Origin of the sequence: Coleofasciculus sp. B1-GNL1-01 (assembly GCF_040220235.1) — a bacterium.
In the GTDB taxonomy this organism is placed as follows: domain Bacteria; phylum Cyanobacteriota; class Cyanobacteriia; order Cyanobacteriales; family Coleofasciculaceae; genus Coleofasciculus.
Map to the genome: position 1 here is coordinate 1 of NZ_JAVJTO010000108.1, position 19,198 is coordinate 19,198.

A 19,198-nucleotide genomic window follows, 5' to 3' on the forward strand; every position below is an offset into this window, starting at 1 on the left:
TCAGTGGTACAAACGCCCAGATTGGTTTGGGGTGGTGGGAATACCTCGGTTGTATGAAGGGCGGGATTTACGCTTAAGTTATGTAGCTTGGCAAGAAGTCATCAGTCCTTATGTAGTGGTGGAATTATTGTCTCCCGGTACACAAGAGGAAGATTTGGGGCGAACAGTACAAACCCCTGGAAATCCACCGACAAAGTGGCAGGTTTATGAACAGATTTTGCGGATTCCGTACTCGATTATTTTTAGTCGCTATACCAATGAACTTCAGGCGTTTCAGTTAGTCGGGGGTCATTATGAACCAGTAAGTCGGGTTGATAATCGTGTAGTGATGCCGGAGTTAGGGTTAAGTTTAGGGTTATGGCAGGGAAGTTTTCGGGGAATTAACCGTTTGTGGTTGCGGTGGATGACACTTGAGGGAGAGTTGATCTTAACGCCGGAAGAAGAGGCTATCCAGGCGCAAGAACGGGCTGTAGAGGCACAAGAACAGGCAATAGCAGAACGGGAAAGGGCAGAACGATTAGCAGCACGATTGCGGGAGTTAGGGATTGAACCCGATGATGTGGAATAAGTGCGAAATGACGAAAGATGATCTCAACCGCTAACTTTAATGAAAGTCTGACTACTTATGGTTAATCTTCCAACTCAAACTGACCCGCCCCTTACACCTCGGCAAACCTTACACACGATGTATGATTTACCGAGTGACAACCCGTAGGAACCTGGATAGCCAGACGAGTTTCATTTTTTACAACCCTTGTTGTTATTTCTCACCTTTCAACCCCCTAACTGGAATCCGGAGTTGGTGTTTTCGGCTTGCGATTTGAATCTTTACTATGATGTAAACCATAGTCAGTGGTACAAACGCCCAGATTGGTTTGGGGTGGTGGGAACACCTCGGTTGTATGAAGGGCGGGATTTACGCTTAAGTTATGTGGTGTGGCAAGAAGTAATCAATCCTTATGTAGTGGTGGAATTATTGTCTCCCGGTACACAAGAAGAAGATTTGGGTCGAACATTGCAAACACCAGGAAATCCGCCGACAAAGTGGCAGGTTTATGAACAGATTTTGCGGATTCCGTACTCAATTATTTTTAGTCGCTATACCAATGAACTTCAGGCGTTTCAGTTAGTCGGGGGTCATTACGAACCAGTAAGTTTGGTTGATAATCGCTTATTGATGCCGGAGTTAGCGTTAAGTTTAGGACTATGGCAGGGAAGTTTTCGAGGAATTAACCGTTTGTGGTTACGGTGGATGACGGTTGAGGGAGAGTTGATTTTAACGCCGGAAGAAGAGGCTATCCAGGCGCAGGAAAGGGCAGTTGCGGAACGGGAAAGGGCAGAACGATTAGCAACACGATTGCGGGAGTTGGGGGTTGAACCTGATGATGTGGAGTAAGTGCGATCGCGGTTTTCAGTTCAGTACGTCTCCATCTGTGGTAAGGGAGCTGCGTAAAAATAAAGTACCAGTGAGGAAAGCTGTGTTCATCAACTCAGCCAAGCTTGATTGGTATATTATTAAGCCGCAAGTCCCCTACGTCTACATCTTGCATCATGTCATGCAATTGAGCGTCTGTGGGATTTTGACCCAGCGATCGCATAACGGCACCTAACTCGTCAGCGGAAATTTCACCACTACCATCTTCATCGAAAACTCTGAAGGCTTGCCAAAGTCGTTCGATTTCAGCGTCGTTCATTGTCTTTGCGTTTTGTTGATTCATTTTCGCCAATTTTAAAGCACGTTCCTAAACTTCATTCCCGTTTATTTTCTAAAAAAAACAATAAAATGTGCCATCTGTCAAGTTCATTCAGAAAAGTTTGCGGCGTTGTCTGAATTTAGGGACGAAAACAAATGATGCTAATCGGAAGAACCTGTTTCGGCTGCTTTCATTTCAAATGAATTGATTAACTAATTCTGCCAGATCCTGAAGTTCTTTGTCTGAAAAAGATGCAGCTACTGGCAGATAAAGAACTTGATCAATCAAGCGTTTTCCCTGTAGGGGATATACAGCAGGGAGTTGGTTTTTATCATAAGAACGATCGATACAGGTTAAACTTGTTGTCCCGCGAGTTGTATCAAATCCATTCACTCTCAGTTGTGTCATGAGCAATTCTGGATTCGGGACAAGGATCGGAAAAACCCAGAATGAATGGTACTCTGCTTGACGACCGGGACAAATAATTTCAGATGGAAGTAGAGAGAGAAATCGCTGTCCATTGAACCGCCTTTGTTCAAAGTGATGGTGATTACAGATTCTTAATCGTCGGTTTAACAGAGAGAGCATTTGACGTGGAGGTCGATATCTGATGTTTGTCAAAATATCTCCCTGCGAAAATCCTCGTGTTAATGAATTAATAACTCGATCAACGTCTTGATTCAGTAATTTGAGACAAGCGATGAGAGTGCCATAAATTAAAGGAATTGAGAAAAATTTCAAGCCTAAATACTTGAGCAGTCGTTTGAAAAACCAAGTCTCACTCCTTACCGGATACTGTTGCTCGATAGATTTTATTTGCCTAGCTAGTTGTTTATCCCCAACCAGAGCCACGGCTCCCCCAAGAGCTGTACAAGACTTAATCGAACCAAAACTGAAAAAACTGATATCGGCATCTGGATAGCCATAATACTTAGACCCGGCAAATGCTTGAGCGCAATCTTCTATCAGAAGAATATTATGTTTTCTACAGAGTTTAGCATAGGGGGCTAAATTCGTAATCGCTCCAAATAAATGGGCAATAATGAACAATCGACTCCGTTCAGAAATCTGATCCTCTAGTAATTCTAGAGAAGGTGCCAGTGTATCTAAGGAAATATCAACGGGAACGGGGATAAGTCCATGTCGTTTCACAATTTCAACCATATCCCGGATATTAACGGCACTCATTAAGACTTCTGAACCTGCCGGAAGATTTAATGATTGCAACAGCAAATCCAGGGAGGTTCTCACTGAGAGAGTAACGATTACCTCTTTTTTACTTTGCCAAAATGACTGAATTTCATGGGTTTGTTTTTCTCGATCAGGAATGGTTAAAAAGGATAATAAATTTAGGATGATATCGCTGAAGCGAATATCCAGATTGAGGCGGGGATAAACCTTTAACATAATCAAGATTTTTGAGAAAGCGTTTGTAGTCACGGCTCAACGCTGATGGCGCTGAAGCGCAACTACAAACTATTTTTGAAGACGTGTTAGTTTAGGCTAGCAAATAACTGCTCCCAATTGAGAGAATCTGTTTCTGTTTCTTTCACTTCAAAGGTGATATTACAAGCTTGGGATTGTTCTATCGCCTGAAGGCACAGTTCAGCAATATCTTCGCGACTGACTTTGCCTCGAATATTATCGCCTTGCTCAAAGGCTAAACCTTTACCACCGGGTTCTTCAGTTAAAGCGCAAGGACGGATAATTGTATAAGGAATACCACTTTCCCGCACGGCGTCCTCTCCCCGCAGCTTCCAGGTGAGAATTCCGCCTAATTGGTCATTCATTCGCACGGCTGGTGGTTCTTCTTCTAAGTTAATTCCGGGACGCCCTGGACGGGTAACGCCAGCAGAACTAATCATAATAAATTGGGGTAAAGTCGAACCATTGTAAGCTTTGATTGTTTCTACTTGTAAGGAGAATGTTCCGGGTTCAAAGTGGGGATTCAATGCGCCATCATACTCAAACTTACTCAGCATCAATTGCACGGCGTAAATATGACTCGGATCAAAGGGTTCCGCATCCTGGAGAGTTTTGGCACGAAAGACAGGGATTAGTGCCTCAAAGGGAACCTGAACATCAATCCAGGTATCTTTTTCAGTATCAAATGAGTAGCAATAGGAAATGCCATCCCACCTTGATTCTGTTCTCAGAATAAACTTATACCGTTGTCCATCGCCTTTAACGCGAAGTTCCATCCCCTCATATCCGGCTAAATTTAAAGGTGGCTCGAAATTACGGGTACGAACAGAAACAAAACCACCCGAATTTTTTGTCGATACTGTGCCACTGAATAATGCCGCATTATCAATTAGACGAATTGAGCTTTCACTCACACCACCCATCACGACATCATCCACAGCCCCCCAGGTTTCTTTTACGTCATCTGAGGGATTTTTGAAATCAAAAATGAGTTGTTTTCCGGGTTCGAGATGATGTGCCGCAACTTGAACTAAATTTTTAATCCCTTGATAGTCTACAATTTCGGGACTATCAACCACTTCTGGCATATAAAATTTAATGCCTTGATAATATTTTTCCCGGTTTGGCGTATCTCCTTCCACAGGTTGCACCCGAACACCCGTGCAGCAAATAACGGCGGAGATACCCTCCATCATGGCAGGAGTTAAGGTTTCTGGGATCGTGATATCGGCTTCAAATAGTTCCACCTTATCTCCCAGCATTTCCCGCCCTCGCTGACTATCTCTGACTAAAGCGCGTACCGGATAATTCCGTTCCATTAGACGCCGCACGACTCGCTTCCCGACGCCACCCGTTGCACCTGCTACCAGTATCTTACCCAATCGTTTTCCTCCACTTTGGCTTGGTTTATGATGTTGTGTATTACCTGAAAATAAGCGTTTTAAACAGCTAATAAAAGGGATTACCTCAAAGTAAGCTAATGTTTTGACAAATCGACCAGCATCCCATTGGGAGCGATTATTCTGGGTCATTATCCCCTCCTATACTATTTATTTTTTTCAGTGTACCGAATTTGGCAAGGGGGATGAATCCGCTGTAGCGATCGCAAATCGTCTTGTGATTTAATTGAATCGGAAGTTGTTTCTGGATCAGCACTTGCTCTGTCAAACGGTGACTAAATACCCGATCCGTGCGTCTAATTGACGCCGCATGAGGACTTCCTTGGGGACTAATTTTTTTAATAATCTGTCCTGCAATTAATTCAACCGATTCATCGGGCTGCAAAATGCCCACTTCAGCCATTCGATGGTACTCTTCAATAGTCCACAAGCGCAGTTTGACGGGGGGGTGAGTTTTTGGCATAACTTTTCTTGCTAAGATTGACCCATGGTTATCAATAATTTGAGGATTCATCGTTTATTGTACTCACTTCTCTCCCAGACAGCCATGTCGTTTACTGTGCCTTGATGGATACTTGGTCTTGAGCTTCTCGAAATACTCATCGGTCACGGTTTCAGTTCTAGAGTTGACAATCACGGATTTTCCGGTAGTTTAGTATAAAATGCTCGAATCGGGACTTGTGCGCCCTAAGCTGCATCCAGAATAATGTTTAAGCTGAATAGGTTTAGCTGTGAGTTCTAAGAATTTACCGGAAACCACTGCCTACGTTCGGATTACCCAGCACTCTTGGCAACGGGGCAAAATCGAGGGAGAAGTTCAAGCGGCTGCTTATGAGTGGCAGTTTCAATGGCGTTTCCGTCAAGGTCAGTTAGTCGTCAGACCTGCTTTGGGACGTGCTTTAATTCAAGAACCACTGGGTCGATTTTTAGAACGTTGCGATTACCAGTTGGAACCAGGAGGAGATTATGCGTTTACTATTCGGGCGGAATTATAAGAGTGTTGAGGGTTAACCCTTCACAGCTTTCGAGGAAACATGGTTTGTAGGGGCGGGTTTAGGGACTTTGGTATCGCTATTGATGATAACGTTTGTTCAAAACCTGCCCTGACTAATTTTTAGGTCTGAGTTTGTAAGTAGCGCTCAATCAACAAGATAGCGACAATATCATCAATCGGTCGAGGCGGTTGGCGCATCCCTTGGGGAATTAGGCGTTGGAGTCCTTTGGGGGGATACATTTGCCAGTAGCGATCGCGGGCTTCTAATGTACTATAGCGTTCATCGACTAAGACAATGGGAATAGGAGCGGAAATGACTTCACGAATTTTCCCTTGCCATTGCTTAGAGGTGGTTTGGTTCCCCATGACAATTGTCTCGATGGGAAACTGCTGAGATAGTTGTTTAATGGTTGCGATCGCCTGATCTGATGGTATCACTTGATGATAGGAAATCTTTTGGTCTTTCCCTTTTACGGCTAAACCACATTTATCTCGTCCTGGGTCAAACCCTAATATCATAAGTAGGTGGGTACAATTAAAGTTAACGGTAATGACAAATGATAAATCACATCAAATTTCGATATTTTTCCAATAATTCTGGCAGATAATCATATCCATCTACCCCAATTAAGGGAATGATTTTTGACCGCTGCTGCTGCAATAAATCTTGAAATGCTTCTCCTCCCAATTGCCCCTGCAAAATCGTCAATAATCCTACAGCTTTGCGCCAGTCTTCTGTACCAATCTGCTCTAACAAATATCCGCCCAAGCTACCTGTGTAAATCGTTTTACTCCAGTTTTGTAACTGATAATAGGCTTGGGCTAGATAGGCTAAATTGAGTCCCTGCAAATATAAATCCCCAGAAAATTGTGCGGCTTGCCACCCTTGTTCTAAATAGGTAATCGCTTCTTGCGGTTTTTGCATGACCACATAAGCAATGCCTAAACTACATAAACACAGGGCTTGACTTTGGCGATCGCCTAATTTTTCTAATAATTGCCGCCCTTGTTGCAGGTACATGATCGCGCTTTCGTAGATATCAGGATCAAGGGCTTGCTGTTGGGCTTGAAAGACCTCACTATAGCCTAAATTCGCTAAGGCGTTGGCTTCGCCTAATTTATCCCCGGCTTGCCGTGCTAAAATTAATGCCCGTTGGCTGTAATTAATTGCCTCGGCATAATTTTTCTGTGCCACACAAATACGGCTTAAATGATTATAGTTAGCAATTTCACAGACGCGATCGCTCGCTGAACGGGCAATCTCTAAAGCTTGCTCATGGAATTGTATGGCTCGATTATATCGACCTTGCGCCCGTTGGGAATAGCCTAATAAGGTGAGAATTCGCGCTTTCTCTTCGGTTCCCTCGACGCGCCGTAAGGGTTCATCCAGGTAATCCATCGCATTCCGCAGATAATTTCCACTTAAGGAGGCAAAAACACCGCCATACAGGGGAAAATACTCCCGTTGGGCAAACGTGCGGAGAATTTGCAACGTCGCCTGAAAACAACTATCCACTAAACGTTCTCGTTGGGGAACCGTTGCTTGATTTAATGCCAGGGCAATTTGTGACCAGATTACTGCAAATACGATAAAGGTGGAAATCGAAAGTCTCGCCCCCATTTTGGAGTTATAGACTCGTTGATCAAACCACTGAACTAACCGACGTTGTAACCATTGCAGAACCACGGTTAATTCCACCCAAGTATCTAGTTCTAAGGTTGGTTGTTGGCGAATCCATTCATCGAGGGGTTGATTATACGCCAGCGCTTGGAACAATGACTTAGGTAGAGGACGATTCACTTTTTTTGCCCAAAGTCCCCAAGGTCCTCGTTGTTCAGCCAGTTCTTCAAATCCCAAGGAACCCTGACTTTGCTCATAAATCCAGCTTACTAAATCGTTTTCTAAATTGCCCCAAGCGGCTAACCCCCCAGTAATTCCTTGGGCTAGCTGTTCAAGTTCCCTGGCGCGATCGCTGTCGGAACTAGCGGAGGCTTCCTGCTGAAGTGTTTTGGCTAATTGAGCCAATTGAGATAGATTCAGGACAGGTTCTCGATTCGGATCGATCGCCCGTAGCCAAGCGCTCAACCGTTCACTCTGATCAGCTTGGGTAATTCCCTGGATAGCGGTTGCGATCGCCTTAGATACTTGATTCTCCTGCTGTACTCGTTCCCATTCACTGCTAATCATATTCAGCGCCCGTTGCGCCCGTATCGCTTTAGCTTGTTTGAGTTCACTCTCTGGATTATCGATTTGTTCCTGAGTGGTGTTGTGGCGTTCATCCAGACAGCGTTCAAAGATTTCCCCGGTTCCACTGCTGACACCTGACGCCAGCGTTTGGTAAACCTGTCGCTTGGATCGGATTTTTCCTTTCAGCGTCGCGGCGACAATTTCATCAATCAGTTGAAAACAGCGATCGCGTAATGGTACAGAGTTTGTCATAAAAGCAAGCATAAGGCAGAGGGCTTGTATGCAGAGGGCAGAATGCCCAAGCACTTGATTTATGGTATCTGCTTTTTCGCCTATTGTTAACGGGTGGGCATTTGCAGCCAAGAGTCAGCCCTGAATTCAATCCCTGAACTCAAGTTCGGGCTAAAAGCTAAAACCCGTTAAAACGGGTTAAAACCTTTTCATGTCGTACCAAAATGTAAGTCTTTAACTGATAAGTAGTCTGACAAAATAAAACGGCACTGTATTAAGTTTTTTGAATCGTCCTCAAACCCTTACTGTTCCCTGTTAAGAGTTCCCTAATCTCAACCGTTAACTTTATGTCCACCCACTTATAAGGATGTTAACGGGGTCCGGCTTCAATCGCAGAATTAGCAATGTTGACCATCATCGCTTCGGCTCGATTAACATCTGTACCCATCCCTTTTAAGGCAATTCGGTAATGGGTATCTCGCCACACCCATTCAATCACCGCTGGTGTACAAATACTCTGGCATCGACTTGGTGTAAAGTATCCCCAGATATCGTTGGTGAGCGGAATTTTTTTGATGAATCCATCACCGGGAGAATAGTTGGAATTCACTGGCGTGGCGCTAAATGCACCTACAGTACAATCGGGCATTCCATTGCAGTTTTGCTTTAAACTTAAGGCAACACTATAAGTATTCGGTGACCTAAAACTATTCACATAAATCCGCTGTCTAAACTTCGGCATTTGGCTGGGTAATAAAATCAACGTGTCGGTTTGTTGCTGGAGTTGCGGTAAGACAGGGGTGAATAGATTCGCTACCGGAGGTTGTTCTGAGGGTGTATTCGGATTAGCGCGATCGCGATTAATTAACTGTCGCGCCGTCTCACGAGGAATCCCATAGTTAGCCAGGGTGCTAGGAGTAAATGGAGTTTGAGTTGACGCGATCGCCTGCCATTGATTATTCTGATTAATCACAACCGTCTCCCCAGCCACATTGTCCCAAAACCAGTGCGCGATCGCATAATTTTCAACAACTGTAATTTGGGTAACTTCTGGAGACAACCGAAACCCATTCCCCCTTTCCCATAAATCCAGGAGTACAACTTTCCGAATCACTCCCGTATCATCCGCTACAGCCGGAGTCGCTTCTGTCAATATTGTCAGCACCGGATAACTAGCCAATAGAATCAGGCTGGCGATGTACCCAAATCCAAAACTAACCTTCATAATTCCCTGTCATAAAAAGGTTTGTAGTTGCGCTTGTAGTTGCGCTTGTAGTTGCGCTTGTAGTTGCGCTTGTAGTTGCGCTTGTAGTTGCGCTTTAGCGCCGATCAAACTCACGCATCTACTACTATAGAACTATTCCTATCATAACTCCCCTAGCATACAACCATGGAGCCAAACTTAACCCTAATTGCCAAAGGACTCTCCCCACTTCTCACACCAGTCAGTCGTCAGGTAGGAAAGCATCTCATTGGCAAAGAAATCCTAGAACGCCGGAAACTCAATGAAACAGCCTTACAACCCATTCTCCAAAAAGCCGCCGAGACAGTATCAGAACAAATCCAATGTTATGAACCCGCCGAAATTGACCAAATTTGCTTATTTTTGGAATCTCCACCCGCCGAAACCATCGTCCGTCAAATTTACGCCGCCCAACTTTCAGATCATCCACAAAATAATTTTGAACTAATCCGTCAGGAATGGTTAGCCGCATTCTCTTACTATACCAACATCCCAGAATCTGAACTGCAAGACGCAGCAAATCTAATTTTAGATGATCTGATTGAGGGATGTGAAGAAGCGCTACAAATCGCGATTGACAGGGGTAGACTTTCCGCGCATGAGGCAAAATCAGCATTCCGTCATCAAATCGTGCGGGATGAAATTGCGACAATTCAAAAGACGCTTAACCTATTAACAGCACCACAAAAACCCGATATTAAAGCAATTCTAACCTTTGAGGAAAACTATCGCCAGCAAGTTGGTGAACGCCACAAATATATCATTCCTCCCGATTTCGACAAGGCGCAGAAACTCCCGATCAATCGTCTCTATGTTTGCCCCAACTTTATCCCAACTCCCACCAAACAAACCAATCAACCAGAATCCCTAAAAATTACAACGTTTCTCGATAGCATTTATCGCGCTGTTATACTGGGAAATCCGGGTGGCGGTAAATCCACCTTTACCCAGAAATTCGCTCATGTTTTGGCAACCTGCTATTCAGAACGCCCCTTTGCGGGTAGACAAGTGACACCAATTCTGGTCATCCTGCGGGATTATGGCGCAAAGAAAAAACAAATCAACTGTTCCATTGTACAATATATCGAAACAAAAGCGAATTCTGATTATCAAACACCGCCACCATCTGGAGCCTTTGACTATTTACTCTTGACGGGTCGAGTTGTGGTTATTTTTGATGGATTAGACGAACTGCTGGATACTCGCTATCGCCGGGAAATTAGCAGTGATATTGAATTATTCTGTAATCTTTATCCCTCAGTCCCTGTGCTGGTGACATCCAGAGAAGTGGGGTATGACCAAGCACCTCTTGATCCAGAAAAATTTGAGGTTTTTCGGCTGGCTCCTTTTGATGAAAATCAAGTCAGAGAATATGTCAAGACATGGTTTAATGTCAACGAAGAACCGGAAGAAAAGGCAGAAGCCTTTCTCAAGGAGAGCAAATTTGTCTCCGATTTGCGTTCTAACCCGCTAATGTTAGCGTTGATGTGTAACCTCTATCGGCGCGAAGGTTACATTCCCCGGAATCGCCCGGAGGTGTATGAAAAATGCGCCGAAATGTTGTTTGAGAAATGGGATAAAAATCGAGATATTCCGGTTGAGTTTCGCTTTGAGGATAATATTCGACCAGCGATTGCATACCTTGCCCATTGGCTTTATGATGATCAAGGTTTACAGGGAGGCGTAACCGAACACCAGCTTATTGTTAAACTCTCTGAATATTTGTTAGAACATCGTTTTGATGACCGCGATCAAGCAGAAAGGGCTGCGCGTGAGTTTATCCAATTCTGTCGGGGACGGGCGTGGGTATTTACGGGGATAGGAACAACGGCAGATGGTGAGGAACTCTATCAATTTACCCATCGTACTTTTCTAGAATATTTTACCGCACTCTATTTGTTTAGAACTCAGGAGACAGCTAAGGAGTTAGCGGAGTTTCTTTTGCCCAAGATTGCCAAGAAGGAATGGGATGTTGTCGCACAATTGGCTTTTCAGATCAAAGGTAAGAATTCAGAAGGGGCTGGGGATAAATTACTCACTACTGTCCTTTATGCTGTTCGTGAGGCTGAAGGGGAGGAAGTAGAAAATTTACTGTCTTTTGCGGCACGATGTTTAGAGTTTATGGTTCCCAGTCCCAAGGTGACTCGGAAGATTGCCACAGCTTGTATTGAATACTTACTATATTCTGAGTCGAAACTGATCTATATAGAGTCTTATCCAGCGTGGACTTCCCTGAATTTTATAAAATCCGGAACAACTTTATTAATGCTCAATGCTGTACATGAGAATCGGGTAACTATTGCGGATACTTTAGAGAAATTACTGGTCGAACGATGCAAAAATAGTAGTGAACCTGAAACCCTTGTTATTTTTGAAATCATCTCCCATGTTTGGCGAAATCTCTCTAGACAAATTTTCGATGCTTGTTCTGACTGCATGGAGCCACTGTATCCCAAATACTTTATACTTTGCCATAAAGCTTGGCTCCATGAAAAAGCTTCTCTGGAAAACTTGATTAATTGGCATGGTGTAGATAGTATTTTTCGTGAGGTAATATTTGCTATATTTCCATCTGCCTGGGCTTCGGTTGCTGCATGTTTAATTGGTTTCATGAATAAATACCGCGACTTATACAACGAAATGACAGGCGTTGAGAGCCAGCTAAATGACTTAAAAAAAATAGGCAAACTTTTGCTTGACTCTTCACTACCTTGGATCAGGATTATTCAATATGACACAGCAATCTTATCTAGGTTTAGTTTTTTTTATGGGGATAATTTACAGAATTCTTTAAATCAAGGTTCAGATACTATATTTGGAGTATTTGCATTATTATCTACAACGTTAGAATTAGATCAAAAATCATGCCACAATCATTTTTCTTCCACCCGTAACATTATTCAAGAAAATGATTGGTATTTTTTCGGTGGCATCCGCTGGATATTGATCGCACGTTTTGAGCCAGTAGCCGACGATAAAGTGCAAGCTGAGATGGATCGATGTGGCTTCTCACCTGAACAACAAGACTTTATTTGGCGGTGGATACGACAAGAAATTAATCTTGTCGCGGATACCGAAGAAGAAGAAGAAATTTTCTAAATTTTCACGGTATCTGGTGAGGGAGCTAACTTACGCTAAAGTTCGGGCTAAAAGCTAAAACCCGTGAAAATGGGTTCAAAGTGTTGAATGTAGTAAGCTAAAGCTTACTTGAGCTTTTGGTTCCTTGGGTTTGAACCCAAGGCGGTTTAACGCGAGTGGGTTGCTTTATTCATAACGGATGGGTGAAGCGTTAGGGAAGCGATCGCGAACTCAAAACAGATATAGTATGTTAGGTCTGTACACTGAAAACTATTTTTAGCTTAAAAGCGTGGAAAAGGGTATATTTTTTAGTATCTGTCTGGGACTAATGGGTTGGGTGGCTCAACCGACTTTGGCGTTACCTCCCCCAGATGACTTACCCGAAGAGGTGTTGAGAACCGAGATAATCACCGAAGCGCGATCGCCTATCGATGGGGAACCGCTTACCGCCGCCGAATACGCCCAACTTAAAGCCGAATTAGCCCAGCGCGAAACTCCCCCGGAACTCGATCCTGAGATCCAGCAAACTGTTTTTCTGCTGCAACTGCTGGATTTCGTGCGGACAGTCACCCCATTTTAGCTGAAGCCGAAAACCCTGGAAGTCCCACTCTGTCCTCAAGGGTAGCGCTGGATACATGACCCAATCGACAGGCTATAATCCGTTCATATACCCCAATTTTCGCCAAATGTGTAGAAAAAATCAAAAAAGTATATAAATATTAAAATTATTTAACACCCATTTTCCATTCACTGAAGTAGATACCTCGATGTTTCCCATGATTGCCCCTGAACAGATTGACCGAATTGTCTGGAATCAACATCACGACCCCTTTGAAGTCCTCGGTCCACACCGATTAGAACAGGATGGAAAGACCACCTGGGCAGTACGGGTGTATTTCCCCAATGCTGACGCCGTGTGGGTTGTGCTACCAGAACAACGCCAAGACTATCCGATGCAATCAGTGCATCATCCCCACTTTTTTGAATGTCAGATCGATATCGAAGAACTGGCAAACTACCAATTACGCCTCAAGGAAGGCGAACATGAGCGGGTGATCTATGATCCTTATGCCTTCCGTTCGCCCCGCTTAACCGACTTGGATCGGCATCTATTTGCCGAAGGGAATCATCATCGCATCTACGAAAAACTAGGAGCCCATCCCACGGAAATAGATGGAGTTCAGGGTGTCTACTTTGCAGTTTGGGCTCCAAATGCTCGCAACGCTTCGGTTTTAGGTGATTTTAACCACTGGGATGGGCGCAAGCACCAAATGCGGAAAGGTGACACGGGAATTTGGGAACTGTTTATCCCAGAAGTGGCAGTTGGCGACCATTACAAGTATGAAATCAAAAACTACGACGGGCATATTTACGAAAAATCTGACCCCTATGGTTTCCGCCAAGAAATCCGCCCCAAAACCGCCTCGATTGTTGCCGATCTTGATGCCTACACCTGGAATGATCAAGACTGGATGGAGCAGCGCCGCCATACCGATACGCTGACTCAGCCAATTTCTATCTATGAAATGCATTTAGGCTCATGGCTGCATGGTTCTTCAGCCGAACCCGCTATTGGCGCGGATGGCAAGCCTGAACCCGTGGTTATGGTGTCTGATCTCAAACCGGGAGCGCGATTTCTCACCTATCGGGAATTAGCAGATCGCTTAATTCCGTATGTTAAAGATTTGGGTTTTACCCATATTGAGTTACTCCCCGTCGCCGAGCATCCGTTTGATGGTTCGTGGGGGTATCAGGTTACCGGATACTTTGCCTGCACCTCTCGCTATGGCACACCCGACGATTTCATGTATTTTGTGGATCAGTGTCACCAGAACGGGATTGGCGTGATTGTGGACTGGGTACCGGGTCATTTCCCCAAAGATGGTCACGGTTTAGCCTTCTTTGATGGGACTCACCTGTATGAACATGCTGACCCCCGCAAAGGTGAACATAAAGAGTGGGGAACCTTAGTTTTCAACTACAACCGTAACGAAGTCCGTAACTTCCTGGTATCCAACGCCCTGTTCTGGTTTGACAAATACCACATCGATGGAATTCGTGTGGATGCTGTCGCCTCGATGCTTTACCTGGACTACTGTCGTAAACCGGGAGAATGGGTGACGAACCAGTATGGGGGAAGGGAGAACATTGAAGCCGCCGATTTCCTGCGACAGGCGAATCATGTAATCTTTAGCTATTTTCCGGGTATCCTCTCCATTGCCGAAGAATCAACGGATTGGCCCATGGTGTCGTGGCCCACCTACGTTGGCGGATTGGGCTTTAATTTGAAGTGGAACATGGGGTGGATGCACGACATGCTGGATTATTTCCACATGGACCCTTGGTTCCGCCAGTTCCACCAAAATAATATCACCTTCAGTATGTGGTATCACCATGCCGAAAACTACATGCTGGCGCTGTCTCACGATGAGATTGTGCATGGGAAGAGCAACATGCTGGGCAAAATGCCTGGGGATGAGTGGCAAAAGTTTGCCAATGTCCGTTGCTTATTTACCTATATGTTCACTCATCCCGGCAAGAAAACCCTGTTTATGAGCATGGAGTTCGGTCAGTGGAGTGAGTGGAATGTCTGGGGCGATTTAGAATGGCATTTACTACAATACGAACCCCATCAGCAGTTGAAGCTGTTTCTGAGTGATCTGAATCAGGTTTATCGACGAGAATCTCCCCTCTATACCCAAGATTATGCCGAAGCCGGGTTTGAATGGATTGATTGTAGTGACAATCGCCATAGCGTGGTGGCATTTATCCGCCGTGCTAAGGATTCTGAAGAGTTTGTGGTCACGGTTTGCAATTTCACACCTCAGCCCCATAGCCACTATCGGATCGGGGTTCCAGAAATGGGCTTCTACACGGAACTGTTTAACAGTGATGCTCGCGAGTATGGTGGGAGCAATATGGGGAATTTAGGCGGTAAGTGGACGGATGAATGGTGGTTCCACAATCAACCCTATTCGTTGGATTTGTGCTTACCTCCCCTGGGTGTGTTAATTCTCAAGCTCAATCGCGAGAAGACAGCCGCCGCCCTGGGATCAGATCAGTCTTGATTGATTGAAAAATTGGGTTCAGGCTCCTGGTTAGCTAAAAGTCTCCCGTCAGGTTGATGACGGGAGATTGGCTGCACCATAACCAGGTTGCCCAAGGTAATCTAACCGAATATAGGAAATCATTGGTTACAATGGTCGATATTAGTGGTCGTTAAGATGCTGATAGCTATAGAAGGCGTAGGTATCAAATAAGGCTGCCACAAAGCTACAGGTTAAGCCAATCACGATCAGCCCTTCCACGGAACAGCCGTTCCCAAAAATCGCCAAAAACTGTAACAAATCGTTTGCGCCTGTTTGACCCAGGGTTTCCAAGCCAGGAACCCAGCTCATAGTGCATAGAAAGGCGAAAAATCCCAAGAAGAGGACAACGGGAGCAATAAAGCTGAGTAGGGCGGTTAAAGCAAGGGAACGAATCAATGTAGGTAGAGTAGTCATAAAATAATTAGCTCGGTATGGCAAGTGAGTGAACAGAACGTTAGCGTCGCCGTTAATCAGCGCTCTGTATATCAGAATAGGCGCGATCGCCGCCAATAACCGAAATTGTCAAAAATCTTAAATCTTCATTAAGAATCTTGGTAAAACTCCGTAAAATTTACCAAGCAGACGGCGAAAACTCAGTGTATATCGCCCTTTCGGGTGATGTCAATCCACTTCAATACTGAGTACATCGGCGGGTATCTGGTTAATCAGATAACCACAGGATGGTTTTTGTTGGTCAAGGGATTGACAAGGGGGAGGAGAGGGGGGATGGAACCAGAGGTGATCAAATTCGTTCCAGAGGCGTTGTAACTGTAAATTAATCGCACTGTCGGCTAAAATGCCCATGACGACTTGATTGATACCCAGTAAGTCGGGTAAATCACCCCTAACATAAATTTTGCCACTCATTACCGCCGCATCCAATGTCATAGCCCCCGTTATGATATCTCTCAGGGTTTCAGCATCGCTGCAAAAGTGAACGGCTTGGGGTTCGGTTAGGGATTCGATTTGAACCTGCAACTGTTCCTCTCCCAGCGCCCACAGTTGTAACTGAGTTCCATCTAGTTCAATGACAGCCGTTTTGCCAGAAACAGTCTGAACCAACCTGCGCCATGTCGAATTTCCTTGGCTACGCAGGATTTCTACAAGGCGATATAACCATTGTGCTAACTGTTCATTATTTGTCATTTGTCTTATGTCTTATGTCATTCGTCTTATGTTAGGGAACAGGGAACAGGGAATAGGCAATAGGCAATGGGCAATAGGTAATAGGTAATAGGTAAGGTAGAGTTTTGAGTTAACTTACTCATCTCTCCCAGCTTCCCCGGCTTCCCCAGCTTCCCCAGCTTCCCCAGCTTCCCCAGCTTCCCGTTACGAATAAGTCGGCATCGGCGGTAAATCCGGTGCTTCCTCAAGGTTGCTCATGTTATCCGTATCAACCTCTCCTGTCGTCAAGAAGCGGAAGGTTTCCTGATACAAACTCTTCCAGAAACGATTCGTCATTCCCTGACTCACTTCCATCGGGTCTACCATAGGATGAGGTACAAGGTCACTGGCTGGATAGAGATAGTAGCAGTGTCCCTTGCCTTTCGCCCCGATTTGGTCAAAGAATCTCTGGTTAGTTTTCAGATCAGCCGCGTCTTCGTTCTCCGTTAATACCAAAAATGTAGGAATATTCTCTAACGCTTCTCGGTTTTTATCACTCCGAACAAAAGCACCAAAACGGTTAGCAGCGGTTAAACAGCCAACCGGAAAACTAATGTTTTGTTCCCAAGAAAATTCCCTCAAGTCTAAGGGACCCGTGAGGTTAATGTAACGCTCATTAACTTCATTAGATACTTCCAAAAGGGGAGCATAAGCTACCACCTTTTTAATCCGATCAGGTCGAGATGCCGCCAAACCTAAGGCAACGGCACCACCGACAGAAAGTCCTACCGTATATATTGGTCCTGGCATCGCATCCAGTTCTGTCAGACGTTCCTGGGCATTGGTCAAATAATTCAGATGGGACGATGTGAAATAGCGATCAAAATCAGAGTCATTGGGTCGCTCAATTGCCAATGCCATATCCAATAGCTGGGGTGCCATTTTGATGATTCGACCAATCAGCGCCATCTTCTGAAACGTGGTCAATCGTTGAAATTGCTTGGGTGATTTATTATCACGATTGGACAAGAAAAGATCTAAAACGGCATCTTTTCTGGCTTCTTCCCGCAGAGGATCACGAAATTCTGGCTTGAGGTCAACTTGGGGCCAATAATTATCAGGTGGCAGAAACCCATGACCCGCTAAAGGAATTTGATAGATATTAAACCCGTTGCGAAAGAGATAGTCACCCACCAGAAACATTTGCATCGGTTTAGCAGAAAAGCCATGAAAAATCATCACTGTTCCGTGAATTGATTCTCCCGGTTCATGCATCTGATAAAAAGGAGCCACTCCTTCCCGTTTGTCTGGATGATAGAACCAGGAAATGTAATAATTTTCAATCGCTTTTTTGGTTTGAGCGATTTGATCAGCCGTTGGAGTAATCATGGTGTTTCAGTTTAGAAGGTTGATAGTGGGCTTCGCTGACATAAAAATCTAGGTTTTACCTTTGGTTTGCCTCAAGAAAACCTGAATTTGATTGTATCAGGGCGGGTTTAACTGCTATCATTTCTGCTTTCATCAAAATGTGACTAAACCCACCCCGACTGATTTATGAATTGATCGGGAAATTCTTGGCTCCGGGTATCATAATTCTTTGTCTGTGGATTTATGTTACCCATAATAAAGTTAGGGAAGTATCTATTGCTCTCCGTGTTTATCTAATAAAGCCTTGAATTTTCCCAGATTGGTAGGTCGGTAGTCAAAAACTTTTTGCCACCGTTGTTTAACACTCTCATGCAGCTCATTAAAGTCATCACTTACTGTGCGGGTTATCTGTCCAGTTTTGAATGTTAATCGACCGATCAAACTCTGCGGTTCATTACTGAACATGATAGTTGGATCAGGGTGAATACCATATTCGATGACGGTTGGATCAAGTTCCAATCCCAGACGTTGTTGCTGACGCAATTGCTCAATGGATTCAATCATCCACAGCAACGCTCCATCGGATAAACCAGCTTGTTCTTGAGAGCCACCACCTACTGATCCGTGAACGCCGGGAAACCAAACTTGACGTAAGAATTGATCCACAGGTTGACCCTTATATTCGCTCCTGCGGCTTATCTCCATGGGGGTAACGTTGAAAACCTGACGCTGCTCATCAATAGCAACAGCATGTAGCGCATTCTTAATAATCGGACTTAATGAGGTATCGTGGAAGGCGTATTTCTGGTTAATTTGTTGGTCAAAGGCAAAAAGCGGCGATAAATCAGGGAGTCCTAGAGAACCAACGGTATCCCAGCAAGCAAGCAGTGTAATTGGAACTTGCTCAGATTTATTGTCTTGGCGAAACTTTTCCATCTTGTAGGCATCGGGTTTATCCTCACCCTTACGGGAGCGATAGTTCTCGTAAGCCTCAGGCGCTTTGCGGATCTTTTCTCGCGGTAATAGCCCTGAGTTAAAGATCATTCCCGCTAAACTGCGAACGGTATAAGCACCGCGACTGAACCCAAACAAATAAATTTCATCACCGGGTTCATAGTTTAAGCAAAGAAAGCGATAGCCGTCTTGTATATTTCGATCAATTCCTTTGCCAAACGCTCCACCCAAAAGCTTGGCAAAAGGGTTTTCTGTACCAATGCCCTCATCATAAAAAACAAGCTGGGGAATATTTTGACTACAGGTTGCTTTAACCGCTTGGGCAATCTTAACCACATTCGTGGGATAAGGACTCGTTAGTTTTTGCCAGGTTCCATCACAACAAACAACCAGACGCTTCATTAATTATCTCTACTCCAAAAAAACTGAA

16 protein-coding genes and 1 pseudogene are annotated in these 19,198 nt (G+C 44.6%); 6 read left to right on the forward strand and 11 right to left on the reverse strand.

Features of this window, described 5'->3' with window-relative positions; translation table 11 throughout:
* Both RID53_RS26605 and RID53_RS26610 read left to right on the forward strand, forming a co-directional pair.
* Positions 1–568 (forward strand): Uma2 family endonuclease (locus RID53_RS26605; RefSeq protein ID WP_446390963.1); only part of this gene is annotated, 568 nt, incomplete at its 5' end.
* Positions 569–625: 57 nt separating this feature from the next.
* Positions 626–1,396: pseudogene (locus tag RID53_RS26610) on the forward strand (Uma2 family endonuclease).
* A 94-nt stretch (positions 1,397–1,490) separates the two neighbouring features.
* Here the strand turns inward: RID53_RS26610 and RID53_RS26615 are convergent.
* The 4 genes from RID53_RS26615 to RID53_RS26630 form a co-directional block, all read right to left on the reverse strand.
* Positions 1,491–1,694, reverse strand: coding sequence for an EF-hand domain-containing protein (locus tag RID53_RS26615; protein ID WP_446390964.1), 204 nt, complete (start codon positions 1,692–1,694; stop codon positions 1,491–1,493).
* A gap of 195 nt (positions 1,695–1,889) precedes the next feature.
* Positions 1,890–3,101: an aminotransferase class V-fold PLP-dependent enzyme gene (locus RID53_RS26620; RefSeq protein ID WP_446390965.1), complete on the reverse strand. Its 1,212-nt coding sequence runs from the start codon at positions 3,099–3,101 to the stop codon at positions 1,890–1,892.
* Between the two features lie 86 nt (positions 3,102–3,187).
* Positions 3,188–4,651 carry a CIA30 family protein gene (locus tag RID53_RS26625; protein WP_446390966.1) on the reverse strand — a complete coding sequence of 488 codons (1,464 nt, stop codon included), beginning with the start codon at positions 4,649–4,651 and terminating at the stop codon, positions 3,188–3,190.
* The gene (locus tag RID53_RS26630) at positions 4,638–5,033 is read right to left on the reverse strand and encodes a hypothetical protein (protein WP_446390967.1); all 396 of its coding nucleotides are present in this window, start codon (positions 5,031–5,033) and stop codon (positions 4,638–4,640) included. Before RID53_RS26630 ends, RID53_RS26625 begins: the two co-directional genes overlap by 14 nt.
* 217 nt (positions 5,034–5,250) lie before the next feature.
* On the opposite strand from RID53_RS26630, the gene RID53_RS26635 reads away from it, so the two are divergent.
* Positions 5,251–5,514, forward strand: coding sequence for a DUF3146 family protein (locus RID53_RS26635; RefSeq protein ID WP_446364933.1), 264 nt, complete (start codon positions 5,251–5,253; stop codon positions 5,512–5,514).
* 119 nt (positions 5,515–5,633) lie between these two features.
* Here the strand turns inward: RID53_RS26635 and RID53_RS26640 are convergent, their stop codons facing one another.
* From RID53_RS26640 to RID53_RS26650, 3 genes are all read right to left on the reverse strand, one after another.
* Positions 5,634–6,032: a pre-16S rRNA-processing nuclease YqgF gene (locus tag RID53_RS26640; RefSeq protein ID WP_446390968.1), complete on the reverse strand. Its 399-nt coding sequence runs from the start codon at positions 6,030–6,032 to the stop codon at positions 5,634–5,636.
* A 46-nt stretch (positions 6,033–6,078) separates the two neighbouring features.
* Positions 6,079–7,953, reverse strand: coding sequence for a tetratricopeptide repeat protein (locus RID53_RS26645; RefSeq protein WP_446390969.1), 1,875 nt, complete (start codon positions 7,951–7,953; stop codon positions 6,079–6,081).
* Positions 7,954–8,302: 349 nt separating this feature from the next.
* Positions 8,303–9,157, reverse strand: coding sequence for a hypothetical protein (locus RID53_RS26650; protein WP_446390970.1), 855 nt, complete (start codon positions 9,155–9,157; stop codon positions 8,303–8,305).
* A 165-nt stretch (positions 9,158–9,322) separates the two neighbouring features.
* On the opposite strand from RID53_RS26650, the gene RID53_RS26655 reads away from it, so the two are divergent.
* The 3 genes from RID53_RS26655 to glgB all read left to right on the forward strand — a co-directional run bounded on the left by RID53_RS26655 (position 9,323) and on the right by glgB (position 15,321).
* Complete coding sequence (locus RID53_RS26655; protein ID WP_446390971.1) at positions 9,323–12,274, forward strand: NACHT domain-containing protein; 2,952 nt, start codon at positions 9,323–9,325, stop codon at positions 12,272–12,274.
* Positions 12,275–12,581: 307 nt separating this feature from the next.
* Positions 12,582–12,833 (forward strand): hypothetical protein, encoded by a 252-nt coding sequence (locus RID53_RS26660; protein WP_446391021.1) that lies wholly within the window; start codon positions 12,582–12,584, stop codon positions 12,831–12,833.
* 196 nt (positions 12,834–13,029) lie between these two features.
* The gene (glgB, locus tag RID53_RS26665) at positions 13,030–15,321 is read left to right on the forward strand and encodes a 1,4-alpha-glucan branching enzyme (RefSeq protein ID WP_446391022.1); all 2,292 of its coding nucleotides are present in this window, start codon (positions 13,030–13,032) and stop codon (positions 15,319–15,321) included.
* 141 nt (positions 15,322–15,462) lie between these two features.
* Here glgB and RID53_RS26670 read toward each other — a convergent pair whose 3' ends face one another.
* The 4 genes from RID53_RS26670 to RID53_RS26685 all read right to left on the reverse strand — a co-directional run bounded on the left by RID53_RS26670 (position 15,463) and on the right by RID53_RS26685 (position 19,170).
* A complete protein-coding gene (locus RID53_RS26670; RefSeq protein WP_446390972.1) occupies positions 15,463–15,756 on the reverse strand; it encodes a hypothetical protein in 294 nt (97 codons plus the stop codon).
* 207 nt (positions 15,757–15,963) lie between these two features.
* Complete coding sequence (locus RID53_RS26675) at positions 15,964–16,488, reverse strand: SCP2 sterol-binding domain-containing protein (protein WP_446390973.1); 525 nt, start codon at positions 16,486–16,488, stop codon at positions 15,964–15,966.
* A 183-nt stretch (positions 16,489–16,671) separates the two neighbouring features.
* Entirely contained in the window at positions 16,672–17,835 is a 1,164-nt protein-coding gene (locus RID53_RS26680) for an alpha/beta hydrolase (protein ID WP_446390974.1), read from the reverse strand.
* A 252-nt stretch (positions 17,836–18,087) separates the two neighbouring features.
* A complete protein-coding gene (locus RID53_RS26685; RefSeq protein ID WP_446390975.1) occupies positions 18,088–19,170 on the reverse strand; it encodes a DUF2235 domain-containing protein in 1,083 nt (360 codons plus the stop codon).
* Positions 19,171–19,198 lie beyond the last annotated feature (28 nt).